The organism is Leptospira adleri, assembly GCF_002811985.1.
Classification (GTDB): Bacteria; Spirochaetota; Leptospiria; order Leptospirales; family Leptospiraceae; genus Leptospira; species Leptospira adleri.
This window is the reverse complement of sequence record NZ_NPDU01000060.1, coordinates 1-19,334: the sequence shown is the minus strand read 5'-3', so window position 1 is coordinate 19,334 and position 19,334 is coordinate 1. Positions and strand designations below refer to the sequence as shown.

Genomic DNA, 19,334 nt, shown 5'->3' with positions numbered 1-19,334 from the left:
GCGATCATAAATTAGAAAATCCTAATAAAGAGAATCAATATGCCGACATACGACTACAAATGTAAAGCCTGCGGACAAACGTTCGAGGAGTTCCATTCCATGAAGGACGATCCGATCCGGGATTGTCCTCTTTGCGGAAAAAAAGGGGAAGTAGAAAGAATGATCTCCAACGGTTCCGGAATTATCTTCAAAGGAACAGGATTTTACGTGACCGACTATAAAAAAAGCGGTTCGGGAGAATCTTCCGGATCTACTACCTCCTCAGCATCCTCTTCGGAATAAGACTGAGTGGGAAGATTAGGAATCCTTGCCGGCGCCGGAGAACTTCCGCATATCGGAATGAAAGAGGCTCTTTGCGCCGGCGAAGACCCTCTCCTGCTCTCCATCATAGAATCCGAATTCGAAGTGGGTGAATACGCGGACCGCAATCTCCCGATTCATATCGTTAAGATCGGAACCTTGATGAAGATATGCAAACAACAGAATATAGATCGCCTTCTTCTTTTGGGAAAGGTAAAAAAAGAAATCATCTTTAAAAATCTTAAGTTCGACCTAAAAGCGATCAGCCTTCTCGCGAGAATGGTCAACAAACACGATTATTCCATCTTTAAGACCGTCTCGGACGAATTTGCAAAAGAAAAGATCACGATCATCTCTCAAAAGACGTATTTAAAATCCCTCTTTCTACCGGAGGGAAGGTTCACAAAAAAATCTCTTAGCAAAAAGGAATTGGAAGACGTCGCGTTCGGAATGGAATACGCCGAAAAAATGGCCGGACTCGATATCGGTCAGACCGTCGTAGTTCTCGACAAATCGGTCCTCGCCGTCGAAGCGGTGGAAGGGACGGATCTCGCGATCGCAAGGGGCGGTTCCTTCGCTAAAAAAGGAAAGGCAATCGTATGCAAAAGTTCTAAACTTCGTCAAGACGATCGTTTCGATCTTCCCACCGTGGGCGAAGAAACCCTGAAAACAATGCACGAGAACAATTGCGGAACTCTCGCCCTGAGAACCGGAGAAACGATCATAGTTCATCCAAAAGAATTTATAAACCTTGCAGAAAAACTGAAAATTCACATCTTGAGTATCGGCAGTGGCAACCTTACGAAAATCAACTCTACAACCAAAAAAATCAAGTAGCCATCCCGCGCCCAAACGCGAAAGTGCGCCTCTCAAAAGGGAAGATCCGAAAATTCTTATGCTCGCGGGAGAACATTCGGGAGATCTCTTAGGCGGAGAATTGATCCGAGAACTCAAGAAAAATTTTCCCGATCTCGAAACGTTCGGCGTCGGCGGGGAACGAATGATCGAGGAAGGTTTCGAATCCATCGAATCCATGGAAGAACTTTCCATCATCGGATTTTCTGCGATTCTTTTTAAATATAGATTCTTAAAAGCCCTGATCGGAAGACTTCTCGACGCAGCCGTGGAAAGAAATTGCACGCACGCGATTCTGATCGATTATCCCGGTTTCAATCTTCGACTCGCGAAAGAATTGAAAAAACTCGGAATCACCGTGATCTTTTACGTTTCTCCTCAACTCTGGGCTTGGAAGTTCAATCGTATCTACGGAATCCGGGAGACGATCGATCTTATGCTCGTCCTATTTCCTTTTGAAAAGGAAATCTACGATCGTTACGGAGTTCCCTGCGAGTTCGTTGGTCATCCGTTAGCGGTGCGTCTCAGAGAAAAAATTCGCAAAGAAGCGCCGATCACCGAACCCGAAGACAAAACCCATTTCCACGCGGTGGTTACTCTGATGCCCGGATCGAGAAGCGGAGAGATCAAAAGAATCTTAAACGATCTTTTAGAAACGGCGGGACAACTTTCCCAACACTACGAATCGGAAAAAAAGAAAGTCCGGTTTTTACTCCCGAACATCAATCAAAAAGAAGAATTGTATATTCTCGAACAAATCGAACTCGCTAAAACAAAATACCCTCATCTGAAAGTCGAATATCTTTTCGACCGATCCCTAAGAGCGATCGAAGCCTCGGATTTGGTTCTCGTGACTTCGGGAACCGCAACCTTGGAAGTCGCCTACTTCGAAAAACCGATGGTGATACTTTACAAAGTCAGCATGTTTACTTATGCGATCGGTTCCCTTTTTATCCGGACACCGAACATCGGGCTCGTAAACATTCTCTCCGGAAAGGAAATCTGCAGAGAATTGGTGCAAGCCGAATGCACTCCGGTTCATATCGTCGCAGAATCGATCGATCTTCTGGAAAATAAAAAGTATAGAGCCAAAGCGATCGAAGAAATCCGCAAAGTAAAAGAATCGCTCGGCAGCGAAAATTCTTCCAGACACGCCGCCCGCGAAATCACAAAACTGATCAAAGGGATTCCGAGAAAATAGACTGGGGCGAACCGCTTTCAAGAGATCGTATCGATCTCTAAAAAACTTTTTCTCAAACGGATCTCGTATTCCAAAAAGGATTTCAGGGGCGCTCCTCCAAATCCATACAACCTTCCCAATCTCCGCTTAAGAATCGTCTAACTCCAGGCTGCTATTCCCCTCTATTGTTGCCCGAAGACACTTCGATTTCTTTCCGATAACATGGTCGATGCGTTTTTGAATACGTGCTTTGTTCCTTATTTACGGTCGTACACTGTCGGCGTTTATCGCTCGCGTATTTCAAAATGGCTTTTTTAGGGGTCATTTTTTCTATGCTAAATATTTATGTAAGAATCGAGAATCCGAATCCGAAGATGGGAAATCCGAATTTTCCAACGATCTACTTTGTCTTATAAGACAAAGTCGGATCGTGAGTTCATCATTTTACCGTTAGGACGTTAGTCGCTCTTATCTAAAAATTAGATACTTTCCCTTTCTACATATAAAGACATTTATCTACGAACGAAATATATGAGGCTCTATAAATGGAATCTAATGAATCTAGAAAATTACGCTGGAACCTAACGATCGGATTAGAATTGATGACCGTCGCGATTACGGTTCCCCTTGCCGTCTTATTTATCATAACTGCCGGCGGCTACGATTTCGGCAAATCAGTAATTCTTAATATTGTTGCGATCGTGACTCTTACTTTATCTTACTATGTATCGGCGATTCGTTTTCTTTATCTTGGAAGAATGTTAAAACCGCTAAGACGCGAGAATTGGGCGAAATTGACATACAAAGAGAAAGCGGAGGTCAAAAGAAATCTTCTTAATTTTCCGATTTTCAATACTATTTTTTTTATTGTTCAGTGGACCGGAGGCCTAATCCAATCCGTGCTGATACTTCGATACGGATTCGGTATGTCCATTTTCGAAATCATACCTTTCGCTTTTTTGCCTCCCATAATTTATCCAATCTTAGCCGTTGCACATTTTTTTTATACGGAAGCTAAGTTCGTGCCCGTACTCGAAGCCGCTTCCATTCGTTCCATTCATGTGCCCAACGACCAGGTTCGAAAAATTTCCCTATATATCAGAACTGTCGCAACGATTGGCTCCATCGTCATTTCGCCGGTCGTCGTAATCGGCTATTTCCTCGTGGAAGAGACGGCCGGTTGGATAAAATTGCGGGACGTAGTAATTCCGCTTACGTTGACCATTTTTTTCATCGCGGTTACGTTATTGATTACCGCAAGACTGTTTGTGGGATCGCTTCGACGAAACGTTGCCAACTTAGTAAATTTTTTTGAAGAAATGTCCGCCGGAAAACTAGACGACGTTTTTCCGATGATCTCATCGGACGAACTCGGCAGAAGTAACAAACAAATAAACGATTTTGTAGAAAAACTCCGTTTTATCGTTCAAAAGGTTTCCGAGGAATCGAAGAATCTCTCCGAAAGTTCGAAACGCTTGGAAGAAAACACGGTCGGGCTTTCGAAAAGAATGCAGGAACAAGCGGCTTCCACCGAAGAAATGAGCGCCGGCGTAGAAGAGATGATTGCGTCCATCCAATCCACCGCGGACCGAGCGGAAAACCAAACCTCCATCGTAAATTTTGCGACCGATTCGCTTCTCGAACTGGAAGAAACCATTCGAAAAGTCAATGGCTCGTTAGGCGAAACTGAAAAGGACGCGGGAAAAATGAAAGTTGAAACGGCGAATGGAAAACAGGCGATTCTCGGTAGCATCCAAGCAATTGAAGAAATTAAAAATAGTTCCGAAAAGATGGGCGATACGGTAGCGGTAATTCATGATATCACCGATAGGATCGGTTTGTTATCCTTAAACGCGGCGATCGAAGCCGCAAAAGCGGGAGACTTCGGAAGAGGATTTGCGGTCGTGGCAAAGGAAATCTCCAGCCTCGGGAACAAAACACAAGAGAACGCAAAAAGTATCAAAGCCGCAATCACCGAAGCATTGTCCGCCGCAAAGGGAGGAAGCGAAATTATAGAATTCACGGAGAAAACTTTTAATCAAATCGGCGATACGGTAGATTCTACGATCGATCGAATCGGCAAGGTCGCCGAGATGTCTCACACACAATTAGATGCGAGCGCAGGCGTTCGAAAGGCGTTTTCTAATTTGGAAAAATCTTCTATAGAGATCCGCAATCATACCTTCGAACAGGCGCAAACATCTATGGAATTTAGTAAGACAATTTCGACCATTTCCGAAAACACCGAATTCCTAAGCGGGATCGTTTCCGAGATAGACGTTCTTTCCGGAAGTTTAGCGAGCCAAGCCCGAAGATTGAAACAAGAATTTGAATTTTTTAAAGTGTAAAATCTATCGACCGGAAAATAGATCGTTAACGGGGAATCATCCATCGATCTATCTCTCTTAAAATGAATAGAACGGACGAATAAACTTAAAGAATCAACTAACGCGTTTGATTTTCGGCGGAGATTCTTTTTAACACCACAAGGTCTTCCCCCCAAAGTCCCTGCCAAGTGTTTGCTTTGAGTTCTCGAAATAAAAAATAACCGCTCGGAGTTTCCTCGCCTCTTCTTCTAAGTTGCAGGCCTTCTCCGTCTTCCAAAAGATACAGTTTGGTTTCTTTTTCCTCTTCCAAAAGAACCGCCTCCTTTTCGCTCAGGAATCGGATTTGAACCAAAGGATGAATCGGAGCCACTCTCCAGGTTCCGATCAGATCCGCTCTCGACGAAGATCGACGGTCGAATTCTTGCTTTGCAGAACCGAAAAAGTAAAGGTAGATTCCGAAACAAAGAAGAATCGCGAGTAAGATTCCGGAAGAAATGAGAATTATCTGTCTCCGATTGATTCCAGTTTGCATTCCCCTGCTTCCTCCTTAAATTTTCGACTGATAAAAGTTTCGTTTAGTTTTCCGTTCGCGCTGATTCGAATCCGGTTCGGTTCGACCGCGCCGTAACCGGTAAGATCCGCGGATTCATTCTTCCAAAAAATATTTCTGTAATAAGACAGGGTCGGAAGCAGATTCAGTTCGTAACCGAAGTCGAACGGTTCCCGGAGATTCAAAGGAAGAGAACGTTTGTCTTGAAATCGGGAAGCGTTAAAACTCACGTTATGCAAAATATTCAAAGAATTGTGAAGCGCCAAAAAGTCGTCTCCAAAAAGACGAATCGTCGTATCTGACGTCACGGTTTCCGGCATAATCCACGATCCGCAAAAACCATTCACCGGTTCTTCCCAAGGCATTTCCGCGATCTTCAATCTGAAATCCATATAAGGATTGTCCTGGCCGAAAGTGAAGTTCGCAAATCCTTCCAAATACTGCGTTTCGTTTTGATATCCTTTCAAATCCAATCGGGAGAAGAATGGAACGATCTTTCCGTCGAGGCTCGCCCTTCCCAAATCCTTTTCCTTAATTCGAAATGATTTGAGTTTCCAGTGGACCGTAGCCGTAAAATACTCCATTAGATATTTGTAAAATGGAGTTCGAGTCCACCGAATTTCAGGAATTAGTTTTTCTTGTCGTGTGCGGATATCCGTTCGAATCCAATTCTTCAAGGAATGATAGATCGGAAGAAAATCTTTTACCGAGATCCGAGCCAATTCCAAATCCCATTTCCAGTCGTTGTAGAAAGGATAAAAAAACGCGCCGTTCGCACGCGGAGATTTTTTCCATCCTGTTTTCCCCGCGATGGACATCGCGAGGGTTTCTTGAAACAGAGTTCCTTTTGCGTTGAACTCAAGAAGATTACCCGGAAGAACGTTCGCGATTATCTGATCGAAACGAAAGTCAAAAAACGGATCCTTCCAGTGGAAACCCAAAAGATGGAAAGAAACGTTACTCCGAATCCAATCGTTATAATTTCCGGTTTCTTCCCATTTCCCTTTAAGATTGAATTGTCCTTCGAGAATTTCCAAGTCGCCCGGAAGTTGAAAGATGGATTTTAATTCGCGAATATTCTTCCAATCAGCATACATCTCCCAAACCGCGAGTTTTTTGGGATTGAGTCCGTAGGTTACTCGGAAAACGTTCTCCTCTTTAGTAAAAGTATGAATCTGTTTTTCCCCGGTTTCGTCGAGTTTGAGATCCATCTCGTGAATCAGATCCGCGTCCTTAAGATCCGGAATTTTCAGGCCCAAAGGAAGGTCCTGTTGTATCTTACCGGAGACGTTTGTAAATTGATTCCTTCCGTTTACCGAAAGTTTTTTTCCATTGAGAAGAATTTCATATTCACCCGAAATTTTACCGGACGTCAGAAGCATTTTTCCGAATAAGGAATAAAGTCCCCGGATCTTCTCAGCCTTCACATTCTGAAAACGGAATATACTTTTGGATTCTTCGGAGTTGAATTTCGTCTCGAAAGTTCCTTGTATAAATCTCGAATAAGGCAGCGGAAACAGGGAATCGCTGACCTTAACGATCACACCTTCGGGATGTTTGGTGATTACGATGTCGATTCCTTTGATCGCGTTGAGAACTTCTTCTCCGCCTTTTGAGATCGTAATCGTAGTATTGAGCAAACGTATCTCAGGAATGTTGATTTTCTGGACGTAGCCGATCAACTCTCCCGCAATCGCGTCCTGAAGATCGATATTGATGGAAGAATCTTTGACCACGATTCCTTTGATATACGGTTGGCCCTTCCACAGACCGCCGAGACGAAATTGTATTTTGTTCGTCCTGAACAGAATATGATTGAGCGCGAAATCTTCTTCGGAAGAGATTCTAAAATCCTCAAAGACGACCGCGTTCGGAAAGTCGTATTCCACCACGCCGAGCGTCACAGCGCGGCCGAGTTCTTGGTTGATAAAGTTACGGGAAAGTTCCTTGAGTCCGCGCAGGTCCAGGAGACGGGTTCTTACGTAATATCCGACCGATTCCACGACGATCGCGTGGCCGCAGAGGAGAACAATAAAGGCGATCAGAATAAACTTGACTCTTCGATTTTCTTTTAAGAAGACAAAGAAGGATCCAAGAAAACGAAGAAGATCACCGGGCGCTAAGGACTTTGCCTTTCGCCAAACCCGGTCTATGAAGGAGAGACTGAATATAGAACGGATTATCTTGGAAGAACCTGAGAAAGTTTTTCCTGGATCTCTTTCAGGGCCGGGCTTTCCGGAAATTTCTGAAGACCCTCTTCCAGAACGATCTGGCATCTCTTGAATTCCTTGATTCTCATAAAACTATTGGCAACGGTTTCGTAGAAAAGAATGTCTTTTTCAAAATCTTTCTCTCTCGAAGCGCGGCCTAAGATACCAAGAGCGAGACCGTATTTCTCTTCTTGGTAAAGAGCCTTTGCATACATTTTTCTGCGGGTTGTCGATTCGTAGTTTTTATCTACCGTTTCGGATTTTCTAAAGTGAACGATCGCATTCTCCGTGTCGTTGATTCCCAGATAAGCGGTTCCAAGGTAATGGTCTAAGTGTTCGAGCCCCTTCCCTTCTTTAGAATTTTGTATCTCTTTTAAAACGATCGATGCTTCTTTATAAGATTCAATTTGCAGGAGAAGTTTTGCCTTTTCCATGAGGAGAGAGGAACGCTTCTTTTCGTCCAAAGATGAAATGGAAAGTTGGGAATCGATTCCCTGAATTTTCGCGCGGACAGCCGATTCCTGAGAAAGGCCGTTGTCCACGGATTTCTGACCGCTTGCACAGGCGGTAAGAACAAATATTGTTACCAGAGTCAGTATTTTTTTATCTAAAGCCATTCTACGATCCTGTTTTCAATTTTTCCAGTTCCGCGAAGAAGTCTGCCGTCTCCTGCTCCCTGGATTCTTCATTAGAAACCCAGTCCAATGTTTCCGGATCGATTTCTGTCAAGAACCGGGAGGCCTGGGTAGCCATTTGCTCCCCAAATTTGCGTCGATTTGCGGCCCCTGTCAAGCATAAATGCTTCCTGGCTCGGGTCATGGCCACGTAGAGAAGGCGCCTCTCCTCGTCTACCGAGGATTCTTCGGTTAGCACTCGAGAGTTAGGAAGTATCCCTTCTTCCAATCCGGCGACATAAACCGAATCAAATTCGAGCCCCTTCGACTGGTGGATCGTGAGAAGCTGGACCCGGTTATCTTCCTTGTCGTCGTCGGAAGGAGTTTCGTCTTCCATCAAAAGATTGAGCCGATTGATAAAATCAAAAAGGGTCGGCTTCTCGGGAGAATCATGATTCTCCTCAAAGTAGGACATCATGTTTACGAGTTCGGAAAGATTGAACGTCCGAGCCTTTGCGACCTTCTCGTCCTTTTCTTCGAGAAGGATTTCTTTTTCGATTCCCACCTCTTGGATGAACTCGCGAAACGCCAGATACATCTTGGGCATCGTCGCGAACTTCTTTTTGGTCCGTTCGACGAGGTTTACGAAATTATAAATTTCAGACTGGATCTTTTTCTGTAAACCCGGGATAAAATCGGGAGATTCGCAGACTCGGAAAAGAATTTCGTAGAGCGATTCCTTCAGATGTCCCGCCTTTTCGTGGATCAGAGAAATACTTCCCGGACCGATTCCGCGTTTCGGGTAGTTCAATACTCTGAGAAGAGACGCGTCGTCTCTTGTGTTAGCGATGAGTCGTATGTAGGAAATCATATCCCTGACTTCCTTCCGATCAAAGAAGTTATATCCGCCGATAAGTTTGTAAGGAATCGATCTGCTTCTGAGTTCTTCCTCGAAAGGTCTTGTCTGAAAATTCGTTCTGAAAAGAATCGCGATCTGACTTCCGATTCTTGCGTCCTTGATGATTTCTTCTCGGATACAATCGACGACGTAGGCGGCCTCGTCCTTTTCGTCCATTCTTTCAATGTAACGGATCTTTCTTCCTCCGGGAATGGAAGAAAAGAGTTCCTTCGATCTTCTCGAGAGATTGTTTTTGATAAGCGAATTCGCTCCCTGGATGATAACCTGTGTGGAACGATAATTCTCCAAAAGACGCACAACGTTGCTTTCCGGAAAATCCTGTTCGAAGTTGAGAATCAAACTGAGATCGGATCCTCGAAACGCGTAGATCGACTGATCGTCGTCACCGACCACGCAGAGGTTTCGATTTTCTCCCATAAGGGCCCTCAAAAAAGTATATTGGGTTTGATTCGTGTCCTGAAACTCGTCCACCATGAAGTATTGAAACTTCTTATGATACTCTTCTCTGACTTCCGCGAATTCTTTTAACAAAACTCCCGGGAGAAGAATGAGGTCGTCAAAGTCCAGTGAATTCTGCTCTTTGAGAGATGTCTGATAACTGTCGAAGATGAGATTGGCGATCTGATCCGATTCCACGAGCGAAGAATCCAGATATTCCCTGTAACTCGGTCCCGAGTTTTTGATTCTGGAAATTTTTCCGAGAATTTCGGAAACCTTAGTTTTTTTGAGCTCTACTTTATTAGCAATCAGTAATGTAGTTACGAAACCTTCCTGATCGTTTTGATTCAGAAGAAGGAAAGGATGTTTGTATCCGATCAGTCCGATATGTTTTTTGAGAATGTTGAGACCGAGGGAATGAAACGTCGAGAGTACGATTCCCTTTAACTTCTGTCTAGGAATCATCTTCCGAACCCGTTCCTCCATTTCTCTCGCACTTTTGTTCGTAAAGGAAAGCGCTACGATCTTGCCGGCGGAAACCCCGGCGTTCTCGATCAAATGCGCGATTCGATTGGAGATAACGCGGGTTTTTCCGGAACCGGCGCCGGCAAATATGAGAATCGGGCCGTCGACGTGGCGGACGGCTTTTTCCTGTTCAGGATTGAGCTTCATGGGACATGTGACATAATTAGAGCGGGAAAGATTCTGTCAATCCTGTACGCTGGGAATTCTAAAGAACGGGCGATTAGAATTGGAGTTCCTACCTTTTCTTGAGCCGATTTCTCTCTTGGAGAAAAACCGAGGTTTGAAAAGAATGGAGGGAAGATGAGATCGTTTTCACTGGAAAAAAATGCCCAACGGAAACCTTGTCGGAATTCCGACCTCTTCCGTAAAGTCGGCGTGCCCCACCCTGTGTTGGGTGGAGGAGGGCGGGGGCGGGAAAACTCCGGAGATTTTCCCATATCAGAAAACCGTAATTTTGCAAGCACAAAGCCCTCTCACTTTCTTTGTAGGAACTCCCACAAAGGAAGAATCTTTGAATTATTCTCGCGAGATTCCGCTCGGAAAGGATACAAAGACAAAGACGGAAGAATCGGATTCTTATCCAGGAGGCGTTTGGGCCGGTTGAAGAACCTGTCGGAATTCCGACGCCCCTCCGTGAAAACCGCGCGCCCCACCCTGATCTTGGGTGGAGGGGTGAGGCGGCGGGAAAACTCCGGAAATTTTCCCGTATCAGAAAACCGTAATTTTGCAAGCACAAAGCCCCTCTCTTTCTTTGTAGGAACTCCTACAAAAACTCCTCTTCAAAATCTTCTCCATTAGAAAAATTGAATGATCTTTAGGAAAACAAACTCCTCCCCGATCTTGTCGAAATTCCGACCGCAAAATTCCTTTCAAAAAAGTGGGAACCGATGAAACCCTTTCAACCGAAATCATACGATCCTTTCTCTCATCTCTGGTCCAAAGAAAATCGTAAAGATCTGATCCAGACCCCGATCTTCAGGCTCGTTTCCTTCCACACGACCTCCCCCGATCAAAAAGTTTCCAAGGAATTCTTTCATCTGGAATCTCTGGATTGGGTGAACGTGATCGCACTTACGCCTGAAAACAAAATTCTTCTCATCGATCAATACCGTCACGGCATCCATCGTTTCAGTCTGGAAATCCCGGGCGGGATCGCGGAAAAACAGACTCTTTTAGAATCGGCGCAAGCGGAACTCGTGGAAGAAACCGGTTATGTTTCCGATCAATGGGAATATCTCGGAAAGGTTACGGGTAATCCCGCGATCTTAAACAACTGGTGTCATACTTTTGTAGCGAAAAACGTTCGCAAACTTCACGACCAAGATTTGGACGAAAGCGAACAAATTGAAATTTTTGAAACTCCTCTCGAAAACATTCCAAACCTTATCTCCGAAAATATCCTTCATCACGGGATGATGGTCGCGGCTCTGGGAATGTATTTTATCAAACATCCACTTTAGAACAAAACGATGACCCAAACTCAAAAAAAACACGATCCTTTTCAAGCGTTGAGAATCGCCGACTACCGTTCCTTTCTCCTCGGTAAATTTATGGTGACTCTTTCGATCAGCATCCAAACCACAGTAGTCGGTTGGCAGATGTATCATTTGACCGGAAGCAATCTTCACGTTGGTTTTATCGGTCTAACCGAGGCGATTCCTTCCATAACGATGGCGCTCTTTTCCGGTCTCGTAATCGATTCCTTTCCCAGAAAGAAAATCGTTTCCTCAGCGCTCGGACTTCTTTCGATTTGTTCCCTCCTTCTTCTTATATTAGTGGTTCCTAATATGGAATGGATTTTAAGGGACTTCGGAGTCTATCCGATCTACGGAGTCATTTTTCTTTCGGGAATCGCGAGAGGATTTCTCAATCCTGCGACCGCGGCGTTTCAAACTCAGCTCGTTGACAAGGAAACCTTTCCGAACGCCGCGACTTGGAGCGGAATAGCTTGGCAGACTTCATTAGTCCTCGGTCCTCTTACCGGGGGGATGTTGATCGTTCTCGGTCTTTACTTTGCATATTCGGTGGATCTGCTTCTGATGAGCTCCGGTTTTTTGATGATGCTTCTTGTGAAAAGTCAGCCTGTTCCGGAAAATCCCGAGATCGGAGAAACGATCTGGCAAAGTCTCAGCTCCGGTTGGAAATTTGTTTCCAGTCATCAGATCATTTTAGGCGCGATCTCACTCGATCTTTTCGCGGTTCTCTTCGGAGGCGCCGTGGCTCTTCTTCCTTCTTTTACGGAAAGAATTTTGGGTCAGAGTCCGGAGATCTTCGGAATTCTTCGCTCGGCGCAGGGAGTCGGAGCGGTTTTGTGCGCGTTCTTCATCGCGGCAAGACCTCCGAAAAAAAATTCAGGCTGGATTCTTCTTTCCTGCGTTTTTGGTTTCGGAATTTGTATCGTTCTTTTCGGTTTTTCAACGGACTGGAGAATTGCGTTTCTCTGTCTTATGGCGGCCGGCGCTTTTGACATGGTGAGCGTCGTGATACGTCATACGATCGTTCAGATGCATACCCCGGATCACATGAGAGGAAGGGTTTCCGCGGTGAATCATATCTTCATCGGTTCTTCCAACGAGATCGGAGAATTCGAATCCGGCGTTACCGCAGAATGGCTTGGAATCAAAAGATCCATCGTCGCGGGCGGCGCGCTTACTCTTCTTACGGTCGGCTTCGTAGGAGCGATCGCTCCCCGACTTCGTAAGATGGAACTGAAAGACATCATGTAAAAGGAAAAAAGAATAGAATGGATGCTCCCAACGTACTCACACAAATTGAAGCCATAGAAAGGGCAAGTCTCGTCAATCAAGTCAGCTATTCCATTCATCTGGATTTAAAATCCGGATCTCCCACTTATCAAGGAGAGACAAAAATTCTATTCTTTTATACCGGAAAAGGAAAGGGAAAACTCAAAATCGATTTCGTCACGAAGAAGATCGAAGTGTTTCTGTTAAACGGAAAAGAATTTTCCGGTTACACAAAAACCGATTCGAGTCTCGATCTTCCCGGCGATTCTTTAAAACCCGGAAAGAACGAAATCAAAATCAAATATACGAACGAATACAACCACAGCGGATCCGGCTTTCATCAATTCAAAGATCCAGCCGACGGATCGGAATATCTCCACACAGACTTCGAACCTTTTGAAGCTCATCGAATGTTTCCCTGTTTCGACCAACCCGATCTCAAAGCGACTTACGAACTTTCACTGAGCGGACCCAAAATTTGGAAATACGTTCACAACACGCTTCCTTCCAAAGAGGAAATCAAAGAAGAAAGAATCCGGATTCAATTTCAAAAGACCGCGTTATTTTCGACATACTTGTTCGCTCTGATCGTAGGACCGTACGAAGTCTGGGAAGACAAATACAACGACATTCCTCTGCGGATTCTCTGCAGAAAGTCCCTCGCAAAGTTTATGGACTCGGAGAACATCTTCGCGATCACAAAAGAATCCTTTTCATTTTTGGAATCCTATTTCCAAGTCCCCTACCCTTACGGAAAATACGATCAGATTTTCGTTCCTGAATTCAACATGGGAGCTATGGAAAACGTGGGCGCGGTTACGTTTTCGGAACATTACATCTTCAGAAGCCCGAGAATTTATTCCGAGTATTTAGGAAGAGCGAACACGATCTATCACGAGATGGTTCACATGTGGTTCGGCAACCTTGTCACGATGAAATGGTGGAACGATCTCTGGTTGAACGAAAGTTTTGCGGATTATCTTTCCTACTATGCGATGTCGCACGGAAAACTTTTTCCGGACGCGCTCGAACATTTTTACGTAAGAGAAGAATGGGCTTACAGGGAAGATCAGCTTTCCACAACACATCCGATCGCAGGAACCGCCGAGAACACGTTAGACGCAATTAGCAACTTCGACGGTATCTCTTATTCGAAAGGAGCTTCGGTGTTGCGTCAGCTGATGTATTATATCGGAGAAGAATCGTTTCGAAAAGCGATGCGGAAATACTTCCAAAAATTCGCAAATTCCAATACGATTCAGACAGACTTTTTGGATACGATGTCCGAAACTTCCGGGATCGATATCCGAGGCTGGAGCAAAGAATGGCTCGACACGACCGGAGTTAACACGCTCCTTCCGGAATGGAAGGAGGATCACCTACTGATTCGACAACTTCCCTCCGAAAAAAACGGATTGTATCGGACTCACGCGTTGGAGGTCACGATATTTTCTCTCAAAGGAGATTCTTTCGAGGTCGCCTGGAAGAACAGAATCGTGGTAAAAGGAAAAGAAACGATTCTTCCTTACAAAAACTCCGGAAACTCCGAAATAGTCGTATTAAACACGAACGACCACGCCTACGCCAAAACCTATCTCCCAAAGGATTCGATTGCTTTACTAAAGACTTCGCTTAACAAATTGAAGGACAGATTCGCAAGAAGAATTCTCTGGGGTTCTCTGTGGCAGATGACGCGGGACGCCGAAATTTCACCGAAGGACTTTTTGGAGATCGTATTCTCACAGGGAATCAAAGAGGAAGACCTTTCCGTGAGGAGCAGTCATATTCTAACCAAAGCCTCTTCGATCGCCGCGAGTTATCTCAAAAAAGAATACAGAGAAGAATGGTCCACAAAACTCAACGAGCTCGCTAAAAAAGGGCTTCTCGATCCTGAGACCAAAGACGAGGAAAAAATCGTCTGGTACAGAATGCTCGAAGGAACTTCGCGCACTCAAACACAATTGAATTATCTTCGCGAACTTTTGGACGGAAGAATCACGATCCCTGGAATCAAGATCGACCAGGAAAGAAGATGGAGCATCTTGACGAGGCTTTCCGCGTTCGGAATCAAAGACGCGTTAGACCTCGTTGAAAAGGAAGAGAAAACCGACACTTCCGATCTCGGAGCCAAAAAAGCGTACGGAGCCAAAGTTGCGTTTCCAAACGCGAACACAAAGGCAATCGCTTGGAAAGAATTCAACGATCCGAAAACGAAATTTTCGACGGATATGCTTCGTTATGGAATGAGGGGATTTTATTGGGATCACCAGGAAGAAATTTTGTCGATCTACGAAGACAAATACTTTCAAAACGTGATCAGGATCTACAAGGAACGGGATTCTCACTTCTCCTCTGCGTACGGAAATATCTTATTTCCGGGAGTGGAACCGAACCAAGGCCTCGTGGACAAAACGAATCGTTTTTTAAAGGAAGAGAAAGAAATTCCGGCTCTCTTAAAAAAAGATCTCAAACAGCACAGAGACGATTTGGAAAGGACCGTAAAAATTCTTTCCAAACAATAAGATCGTCGCAACGGTTCAAACATGGGATTGCCGATTTCGTAGAACTTGGAAATTTTTATTCGGCAATCTTTTCAAAGAAATTTGAGTCCGCGGTTCGACAAGGTTCTTCAAAGGAATTCGAAGTATAACGAAAGAAACGTTATAAAAAAACGGCTCAATTTCTCCGCGCAACGAGATCTTTATATCACGTTATGCTCAACCGCACCGCGGAAGTCTTTCGATCGTGTGCGATTTTTTTTACTTAAGAGCCGCAGCAACAGAGGCTTTTTTAAAAAATCGACCAAGGAAAAAATCTAATTCGTTTCCGGCGCTTCGATCATTTCTTTGAGAAAGGAATGAATTTCCGGATCGTTGTCCTGAATGAGTTGCCAAAAAGAAAACCCCCGAATGTTGAATTTTTTGAGAAGATTCATCTTAGTCTCGAAGGATCTCCGATTCATATAAAAAGCGACCCGATCACAACCGCCTAACGTGTACCAAAGAGAAGGATCGTCGTAAACGTGACCTTCGTGTCTGTAGAGATAAGGCCTCAGATATATCCAGTCTCCGGATTTCCTCGCTTCTTTGAATATTTTAAGAACGTCGGTCGGTTCTTCCTGACGCGGATTCCAATTTTTTTTGATGAACTGCGCCCTTGAAAAAAATACCGCCTTTGAAGGGATATCACAATTCAAAGGCCAATCGTATCCGTAGGTCGGAATCGCCATATAAAGCTTTTCTTTAGGTATTCGTTTAGTAGAATATTCTAATATCTTTTCTATCCACCAGGAAGGAGCCTGCGGCCCCGGACCGGGAAAGGCGTTCTTCCGAGGATACAGTTCATAGGCCATAATCTTGACCTTGTCCGCGACCTTTCCCAAAAATTCATAGTCGTGCGTCAGTTGTCCCCGATAGGCTTCGTAGAAATCTACCGAAATCGGTTTTTTCAAACCCTTGCACGCATATTCGGATTTTTCTTCCGCGGAAGTTTTCGGATGAATCGCAACGGACAAAAGTTTATTCTTCTTTTTTAATTCTCCGGAAAGTAAGGTTAAGAAGGATTCAAAACTTTCCTTCTTCTCACATGTCATTCCTTCGTAATCGATATCAATTCCGTCATAGTCGTATTTTTCTATCTCTTTCAGAATTTGTCCGATATGATAGTCGCGGATTTTAGTATTTCCGTTCAAGCCGATGACATCTGAGATTTTTTCAAAATCATTCTCCCATCGAAAGATCGTCGGGATGATCTTAGTCCTTGGCGAAATCTTCTTAAGAGCCCAAATATAAAATTCCTGCGCCTTAGGATTCCAGACGGAAACGATATTCCCCGTGTTGTTCCTTCCGCCCTCCAGAGTATAAAGAAAAGGATGAATCTCGTCATACAATCGAATGTTTTCAGTCATCGCGATGATATCGGAAGACCAGGTCGAGGCTAAGAATTGTTTCGAAGTCGTTGTTTCCTTTTCCGAATTCGCTTCGAAAAAAATGAGAATACTCGGATCATTGGAAATTTCTTTCCAGCTCCACCGAAAGGCGAAACCTATAATGATCAAGGAGATTGAAAAGAGAAGGAATAGAACTAATATTAAATTTAATTTGAAAGATTTCATTCGGAGTTTTTACTGCCATCAAATTTAAGGTCTTTCGAATAGGAAAGTGAAAAGAATCTTTTCGTTTTATATATCCTTACGATCTCCTCGACATTCTTATAGTTCGATATTCTTTCGCACTCCGGAAAGCTGCCCTTCCTAATTCTTTCTTCTGGAATTTTGATTCTTTTCAAGGCATAGCCGCTCTTTTCCTATTGACCTCTTCTCCATTTTCGGCTTTCTTTGTGATGAAATCCGATGCTTCGTTTTGTTCGTATTAATTTTCTGATTCTTTTCTTTCCGTTATTCTCTAGTTGCGCTTACTTGGGACTTTCCTATGAAGACGCGCCTCAGGCTAAGAATGGAATTTTGGATCTAACGCAATGGGATTGGAACGCACATAAGAGCACCAATCTTTCCGGAGAATGGAAATTTTATTGGAATCAACTGGTGTCTCCGGATCGGACCGAGTCCGTTACAAAAAATCGATTTATACTGAATAGGGCTCCTTCTAATTGGAACGAAATCGACTTCTTCGGAGAGAAAGTCGAAAGCCACGGTTTTGCAACTTACGAACTGAAAGTATTACTTCCGAAGAATATTACGAATCTGGCCCTTTCGATTCCGGACGAAGGAACAGCTTACAACCTTTATGCGAACGGACTTCTCATCGCATCGGCCGGAAAATTCGGTATCACAAAGGAAACGTCTTCGGCGAAATACAATCCTCAGGTTATTTCGCTTCCGAATTCGAGCGAAATAAATTTGACGTTTCATATTTCCAATTTTCAAAATCGTTGGGGAGGTTACTGGTTTCCGATCAAGATAGGGAAACTGGAAGACGTTCTTAAAGAAAATCAAATCAAGAACGGCATCGGTTTCGCCGTTTGTATTTCCGCGGCGATCATGGCGGTCTACAACCTATTGTTTTTCCTTTTCCGAAAAAAGGACCCGACTCCGCTTTTGTTTTCGATTCACTGTACTTTAATCTTCATCCGCGCATTGACGACGGGGGAAAGATTCGGACATCAACTGTTTCCCAATTTATCTTGGGAATTTTTAAACCGACTAGAATACATTTCGGTTTATTTATCTGCGCCGGTTTTATACGCGTTCTTGTATCGTTTTTCTCCTTCCAGGTTTTGGAAAAGATACGGAGCCTATTTCAACTTTCCTATTTACGTCGCGGCCGTAGCGGTCTTGCTTCTGCCGAATCAGATATATACACTAACGTTGTTTCCGACACAGGCGTATTGTTTTTTGACGGTCATTCCCTGCTGGGCAATCCTATTAATCTACGGAATCTTTAAAAAATACGAAGGGGTCTGGATTCTTTTTATAGGGTATATCGGAGTCATGTTTTGTACGATTCATGATATCGTAGTAACGAACAACGTCACCAATTCGGTTTATCTGATTCCTTACGGTCAAATTTTTCTGATAGCCTCCCATGCCATTCTGATTTCGAGACGTTTTTCCACTTCGCTTAACAAATCTGAAAATCTTTCGCATCAGATGAAAACCCTAGTTTCTTCCACAAGAGAAATCATGTCTTCTTCCACTTTCGCCTCTGCTACGCAAACCGCGCTCGAAATTCTTTCTAAAAATATCAGAAAGAACCAAGAACTTTTCATATATCTTCCCGAACAGAATTCCGCCAACTGGAAACAATATTCGATCGACACCGAAAACGATCTCCGCATAAGCGAAGTTTCGGGACTTCTTTCGCACAATACGATCGAGATAAATCTATCGTCCTTATCCACGCCTTCTTTGTTAAACGACAGACTTCTGCTTCCGGTTCAGAGCAATCAGACAAATTTCGTGATCTTAGATCTTCCGATCCAGGGTTTTCTAAATCTTGATTCGGAGATGGATTGGGTGCAAGGAATCGCTTACGCACTTGCCCTTTCCATTCAGAACTTATTGAGACAGGACCGAGACAAACTGGCGATCATAGGAGAACTTTCCGCGGAGATAGCGCACGACATAGGACATCACGTTACGCTCATTCAAAAAATTCTCAGAAACATGGATCAAAGTGAAAACCCCGATCGGCATATCGGGATCGCACAGGCAAAAAAAGAAACTGAAGCTCTTGCAAATCTTTCATTGGATATATTAGAATTTTCTAAAAAACGAATCATCTTGGATTTAAAATCCGTCGATATCGAAGAATACTTCGAAGGAGTCAAGGAAGATCTCGAACTTTTTTTCGAAGACACGGGAGTTCGGCTTACTTTCGAAATTCTCGCCGATGGAAAAGTGAAGTTGGATCCGCTTCGTATCAGAAGACTGGTTTTAAATATCGCAAAAAATGCGGCCGATGCGATAGGAGATAAAGGAAGTTTCTCCGTCAGAATCGAGAAGGAATCGGAAATGCTCTATATCGTTTTTAAGGACGACGGACCGGGCTTGAGCGAAGATCTCAAAAAAGCGTTTTACGGTTCCGTAATTCAGACAAAAAAACCCCAGGGAACCGGGCTCGGACTTTCCATCGTAAGAAAAATCGCCTTGGCGCACGGCGGGGAAGTATTGTTGGATTCTTCTCCGGGAAAAGGCAGCAGGATCGTAAACCT

The 19,334-nt window shown here is 44.0% G+C and carries 14 protein-coding genes; 9 read left to right on the top strand and 5 right to left on the bottom strand.

The window, feature by feature from the left end:
* The first annotated feature begins 39 nt into the window (after positions 1-39).
* The 4 genes from CH376_RS18255 (at position 40) to CH376_RS18240 (ending at position 4,683) form a co-directional block, all read left to right on the top strand.
* A complete protein-coding gene (locus tag CH376_RS18255) occupies positions 40-282 on the top strand; it encodes an FmdB family zinc ribbon protein (RefSeq protein ID WP_100786202.1) in 243 nt (80 codons plus the stop codon).
* 6 nt (positions 283-288) lie between these two features.
* On the top strand, positions 289-1,137 hold the full coding sequence (locus CH376_RS18250; protein ID WP_100786203.1) for an LpxI family protein: 849 nt from the start codon (positions 289-291) through the stop codon (positions 1,135-1,137).
* Positions 1,091-2,356 (top strand): lipid-A-disaccharide synthase, encoded by a 1,266-nt coding sequence (gene lpxB, locus CH376_RS18245; protein WP_100786204.1) that lies wholly within the window; start codon positions 1,091-1,093, stop codon positions 2,354-2,356. The genes CH376_RS18250 and lpxB overlap by 47 nt, the downstream gene beginning before the upstream one ends.
* Before the next feature lie 524 nt (positions 2,357-2,880).
* Positions 2,881-4,683 (top strand): methyl-accepting chemotaxis protein, encoded by a 1,803-nt coding sequence (locus CH376_RS18240; protein WP_100786205.1) that lies wholly within the window; start codon positions 2,881-2,883, stop codon positions 4,681-4,683.
* Positions 4,684-4,780: 97 nt separating this feature from the next.
* Here CH376_RS18240 and CH376_RS18235 read toward each other — a convergent pair whose 3' ends face one another.
* From CH376_RS18235 to CH376_RS18220, 4 genes are read right to left on the bottom strand one after another with little or no spacing between them, the layout of a single operon-like run.
* Positions 4,781-5,194: a hypothetical protein gene (locus tag CH376_RS18235; protein ID WP_100786206.1), complete on the bottom strand. Its 414-nt coding sequence runs from the start codon at positions 5,192-5,194 to the stop codon at positions 4,781-4,783.
* A complete protein-coding gene (locus CH376_RS18230) occupies positions 5,164-7,488 on the bottom strand; it encodes an LIC_12586 family protein (RefSeq protein WP_243394752.1) in 2,325 nt (774 codons plus the stop codon). Before CH376_RS18230 ends, CH376_RS18235 begins: the two co-directional genes overlap by 31 nt.
* Positions 7,392-8,039, bottom strand: a complete 648-nt coding sequence (locus CH376_RS18225; RefSeq protein ID WP_100786207.1) for a tetratricopeptide repeat protein — start codon at positions 8,037-8,039, stop codon at positions 7,392-7,394. The genes CH376_RS18230 and CH376_RS18225 overlap by 97 nt, the downstream gene beginning before the upstream one ends.
* Position 8,040: 1 nt before the next feature.
* Positions 8,041-10,065, bottom strand: a complete 2,025-nt coding sequence (locus CH376_RS18220; protein WP_100786208.1) for an ATP-dependent helicase — start codon at positions 10,063-10,065, stop codon at positions 8,041-8,043.
* Positions 10,066-10,243: 178 nt separating this feature from the next.
* Between CH376_RS18220 and CH376_RS18215 the strand changes: the two genes are divergently transcribed.
* The 4 genes from CH376_RS18215 (at position 10,244) to pepN (ending at position 15,184) form a co-directional block, all read left to right on the top strand.
* A complete protein-coding gene (locus tag CH376_RS18215) occupies positions 10,244-10,522 on the top strand; it encodes a hypothetical protein (RefSeq protein WP_100788287.1) in 279 nt (92 codons plus the stop codon).
* Between the two features lie 283 nt (positions 10,523-10,805).
* Positions 10,806-11,378: an NUDIX hydrolase gene (locus tag CH376_RS18205; protein ID WP_100786211.1), complete on the top strand. Its 573-nt coding sequence runs from the start codon at positions 10,806-10,808 to the stop codon at positions 11,376-11,378.
* A 9-nt stretch (positions 11,379-11,387) separates the two neighbouring features.
* Positions 11,388-12,644 carry an MFS transporter gene (locus CH376_RS18200; RefSeq protein WP_100786212.1) on the top strand — a complete coding sequence of 419 codons (1,257 nt, stop codon included), beginning with the start codon at positions 11,388-11,390 and terminating at the stop codon, positions 12,642-12,644.
* Positions 12,645-12,661: 17 nt separating this feature from the next.
* Complete coding sequence (gene pepN, locus CH376_RS18195; RefSeq protein ID WP_100786213.1) at positions 12,662-15,184, top strand: aminopeptidase N; 2,523 nt, start codon at positions 12,662-12,664, stop codon at positions 15,182-15,184.
* A gap of 293 nt (positions 15,185-15,477) precedes the next feature.
* Here the strand turns inward: pepN and CH376_RS18185 are convergent, their stop codons facing one another.
* Positions 15,478-16,776 (bottom strand): glycosyl hydrolase family 18 protein, encoded by a 1,299-nt coding sequence (locus CH376_RS18185; protein WP_100786215.1) that lies wholly within the window; start codon positions 16,774-16,776, stop codon positions 15,478-15,480.
* 237 nt (positions 16,777-17,013) lie between these two features.
* On the opposite strand from CH376_RS18185, the gene CH376_RS18180 reads away from it, so the two are divergent.
* Positions 17,014-19,334, top strand: a 2,321-nt coding sequence (locus CH376_RS18180; RefSeq protein WP_100788286.1) for a sensor histidine kinase, incomplete at its 3' end; no start/stop codon positions are given.

Bases quoted from the DNA above. Each gene is read 5' to 3' on its own strand.
- CH376_RS18225 (WP_100786207.1), bottom strand. From the start codon at position 8,039: ATGGCTTTAGATAAAAAAATACTGACTCTGGTAACAATATTTGTTCTT.
- CH376_RS18200 (WP_100786212.1), top strand. From the start codon at position 11,388: ATGACCCAAACTCAAAAAAAACACGATCCTTTTCAAGCGTTGAGAATC.
- CH376_RS18230 (WP_243394752.1), bottom strand. From the start codon at position 7,488: ATGCCAGATCGTTCTGGAAGAGGGTCTTCAGAAATTTCCGGAAAGCCC.
- CH376_RS18255 (WP_100786202.1), top strand. From the start codon at position 40: ATGCCGACATACGACTACAAATGTAAAGCCTGCGGACAAACGTTCGAG.
- CH376_RS18185 (WP_100786215.1), bottom strand. From the start codon at position 16,776: ATGAAATCTTTCAAATTAAATTTAATATTAGTTCTATTCCTTCTCTTT.
- pepN (WP_100786213.1), top strand. From the start codon at position 12,662: ATGGATGCTCCCAACGTACTCACACAAATTGAAGCCATAGAAAGGGCA.
- CH376_RS18215 (WP_100788287.1), top strand. From the start codon at position 10,244: ATGCCCAACGGAAACCTTGTCGGAATTCCGACCTCTTCCGTAAAGTCG.
- CH376_RS18205 (WP_100786211.1), top strand. From the start codon at position 10,806: ATGAAACCCTTTCAACCGAAATCATACGATCCTTTCTCTCATCTCTGG.
- CH376_RS18220 (WP_100786208.1), bottom strand. From the start codon at position 10,065: ATGAAGCTCAATCCTGAACAGGAAAAAGCCGTCCGCCACGTCGACGGC.
- CH376_RS18235 (WP_100786206.1), bottom strand. From the start codon at position 5,194: ATGCAAACTGGAATCAATCGGAGACAGATAATTCTCATTTCTTCCGGA.
- CH376_RS18240 (WP_100786205.1), top strand. From the start codon at position 2,881: ATGGAATCTAATGAATCTAGAAAATTACGCTGGAACCTAACGATCGGA.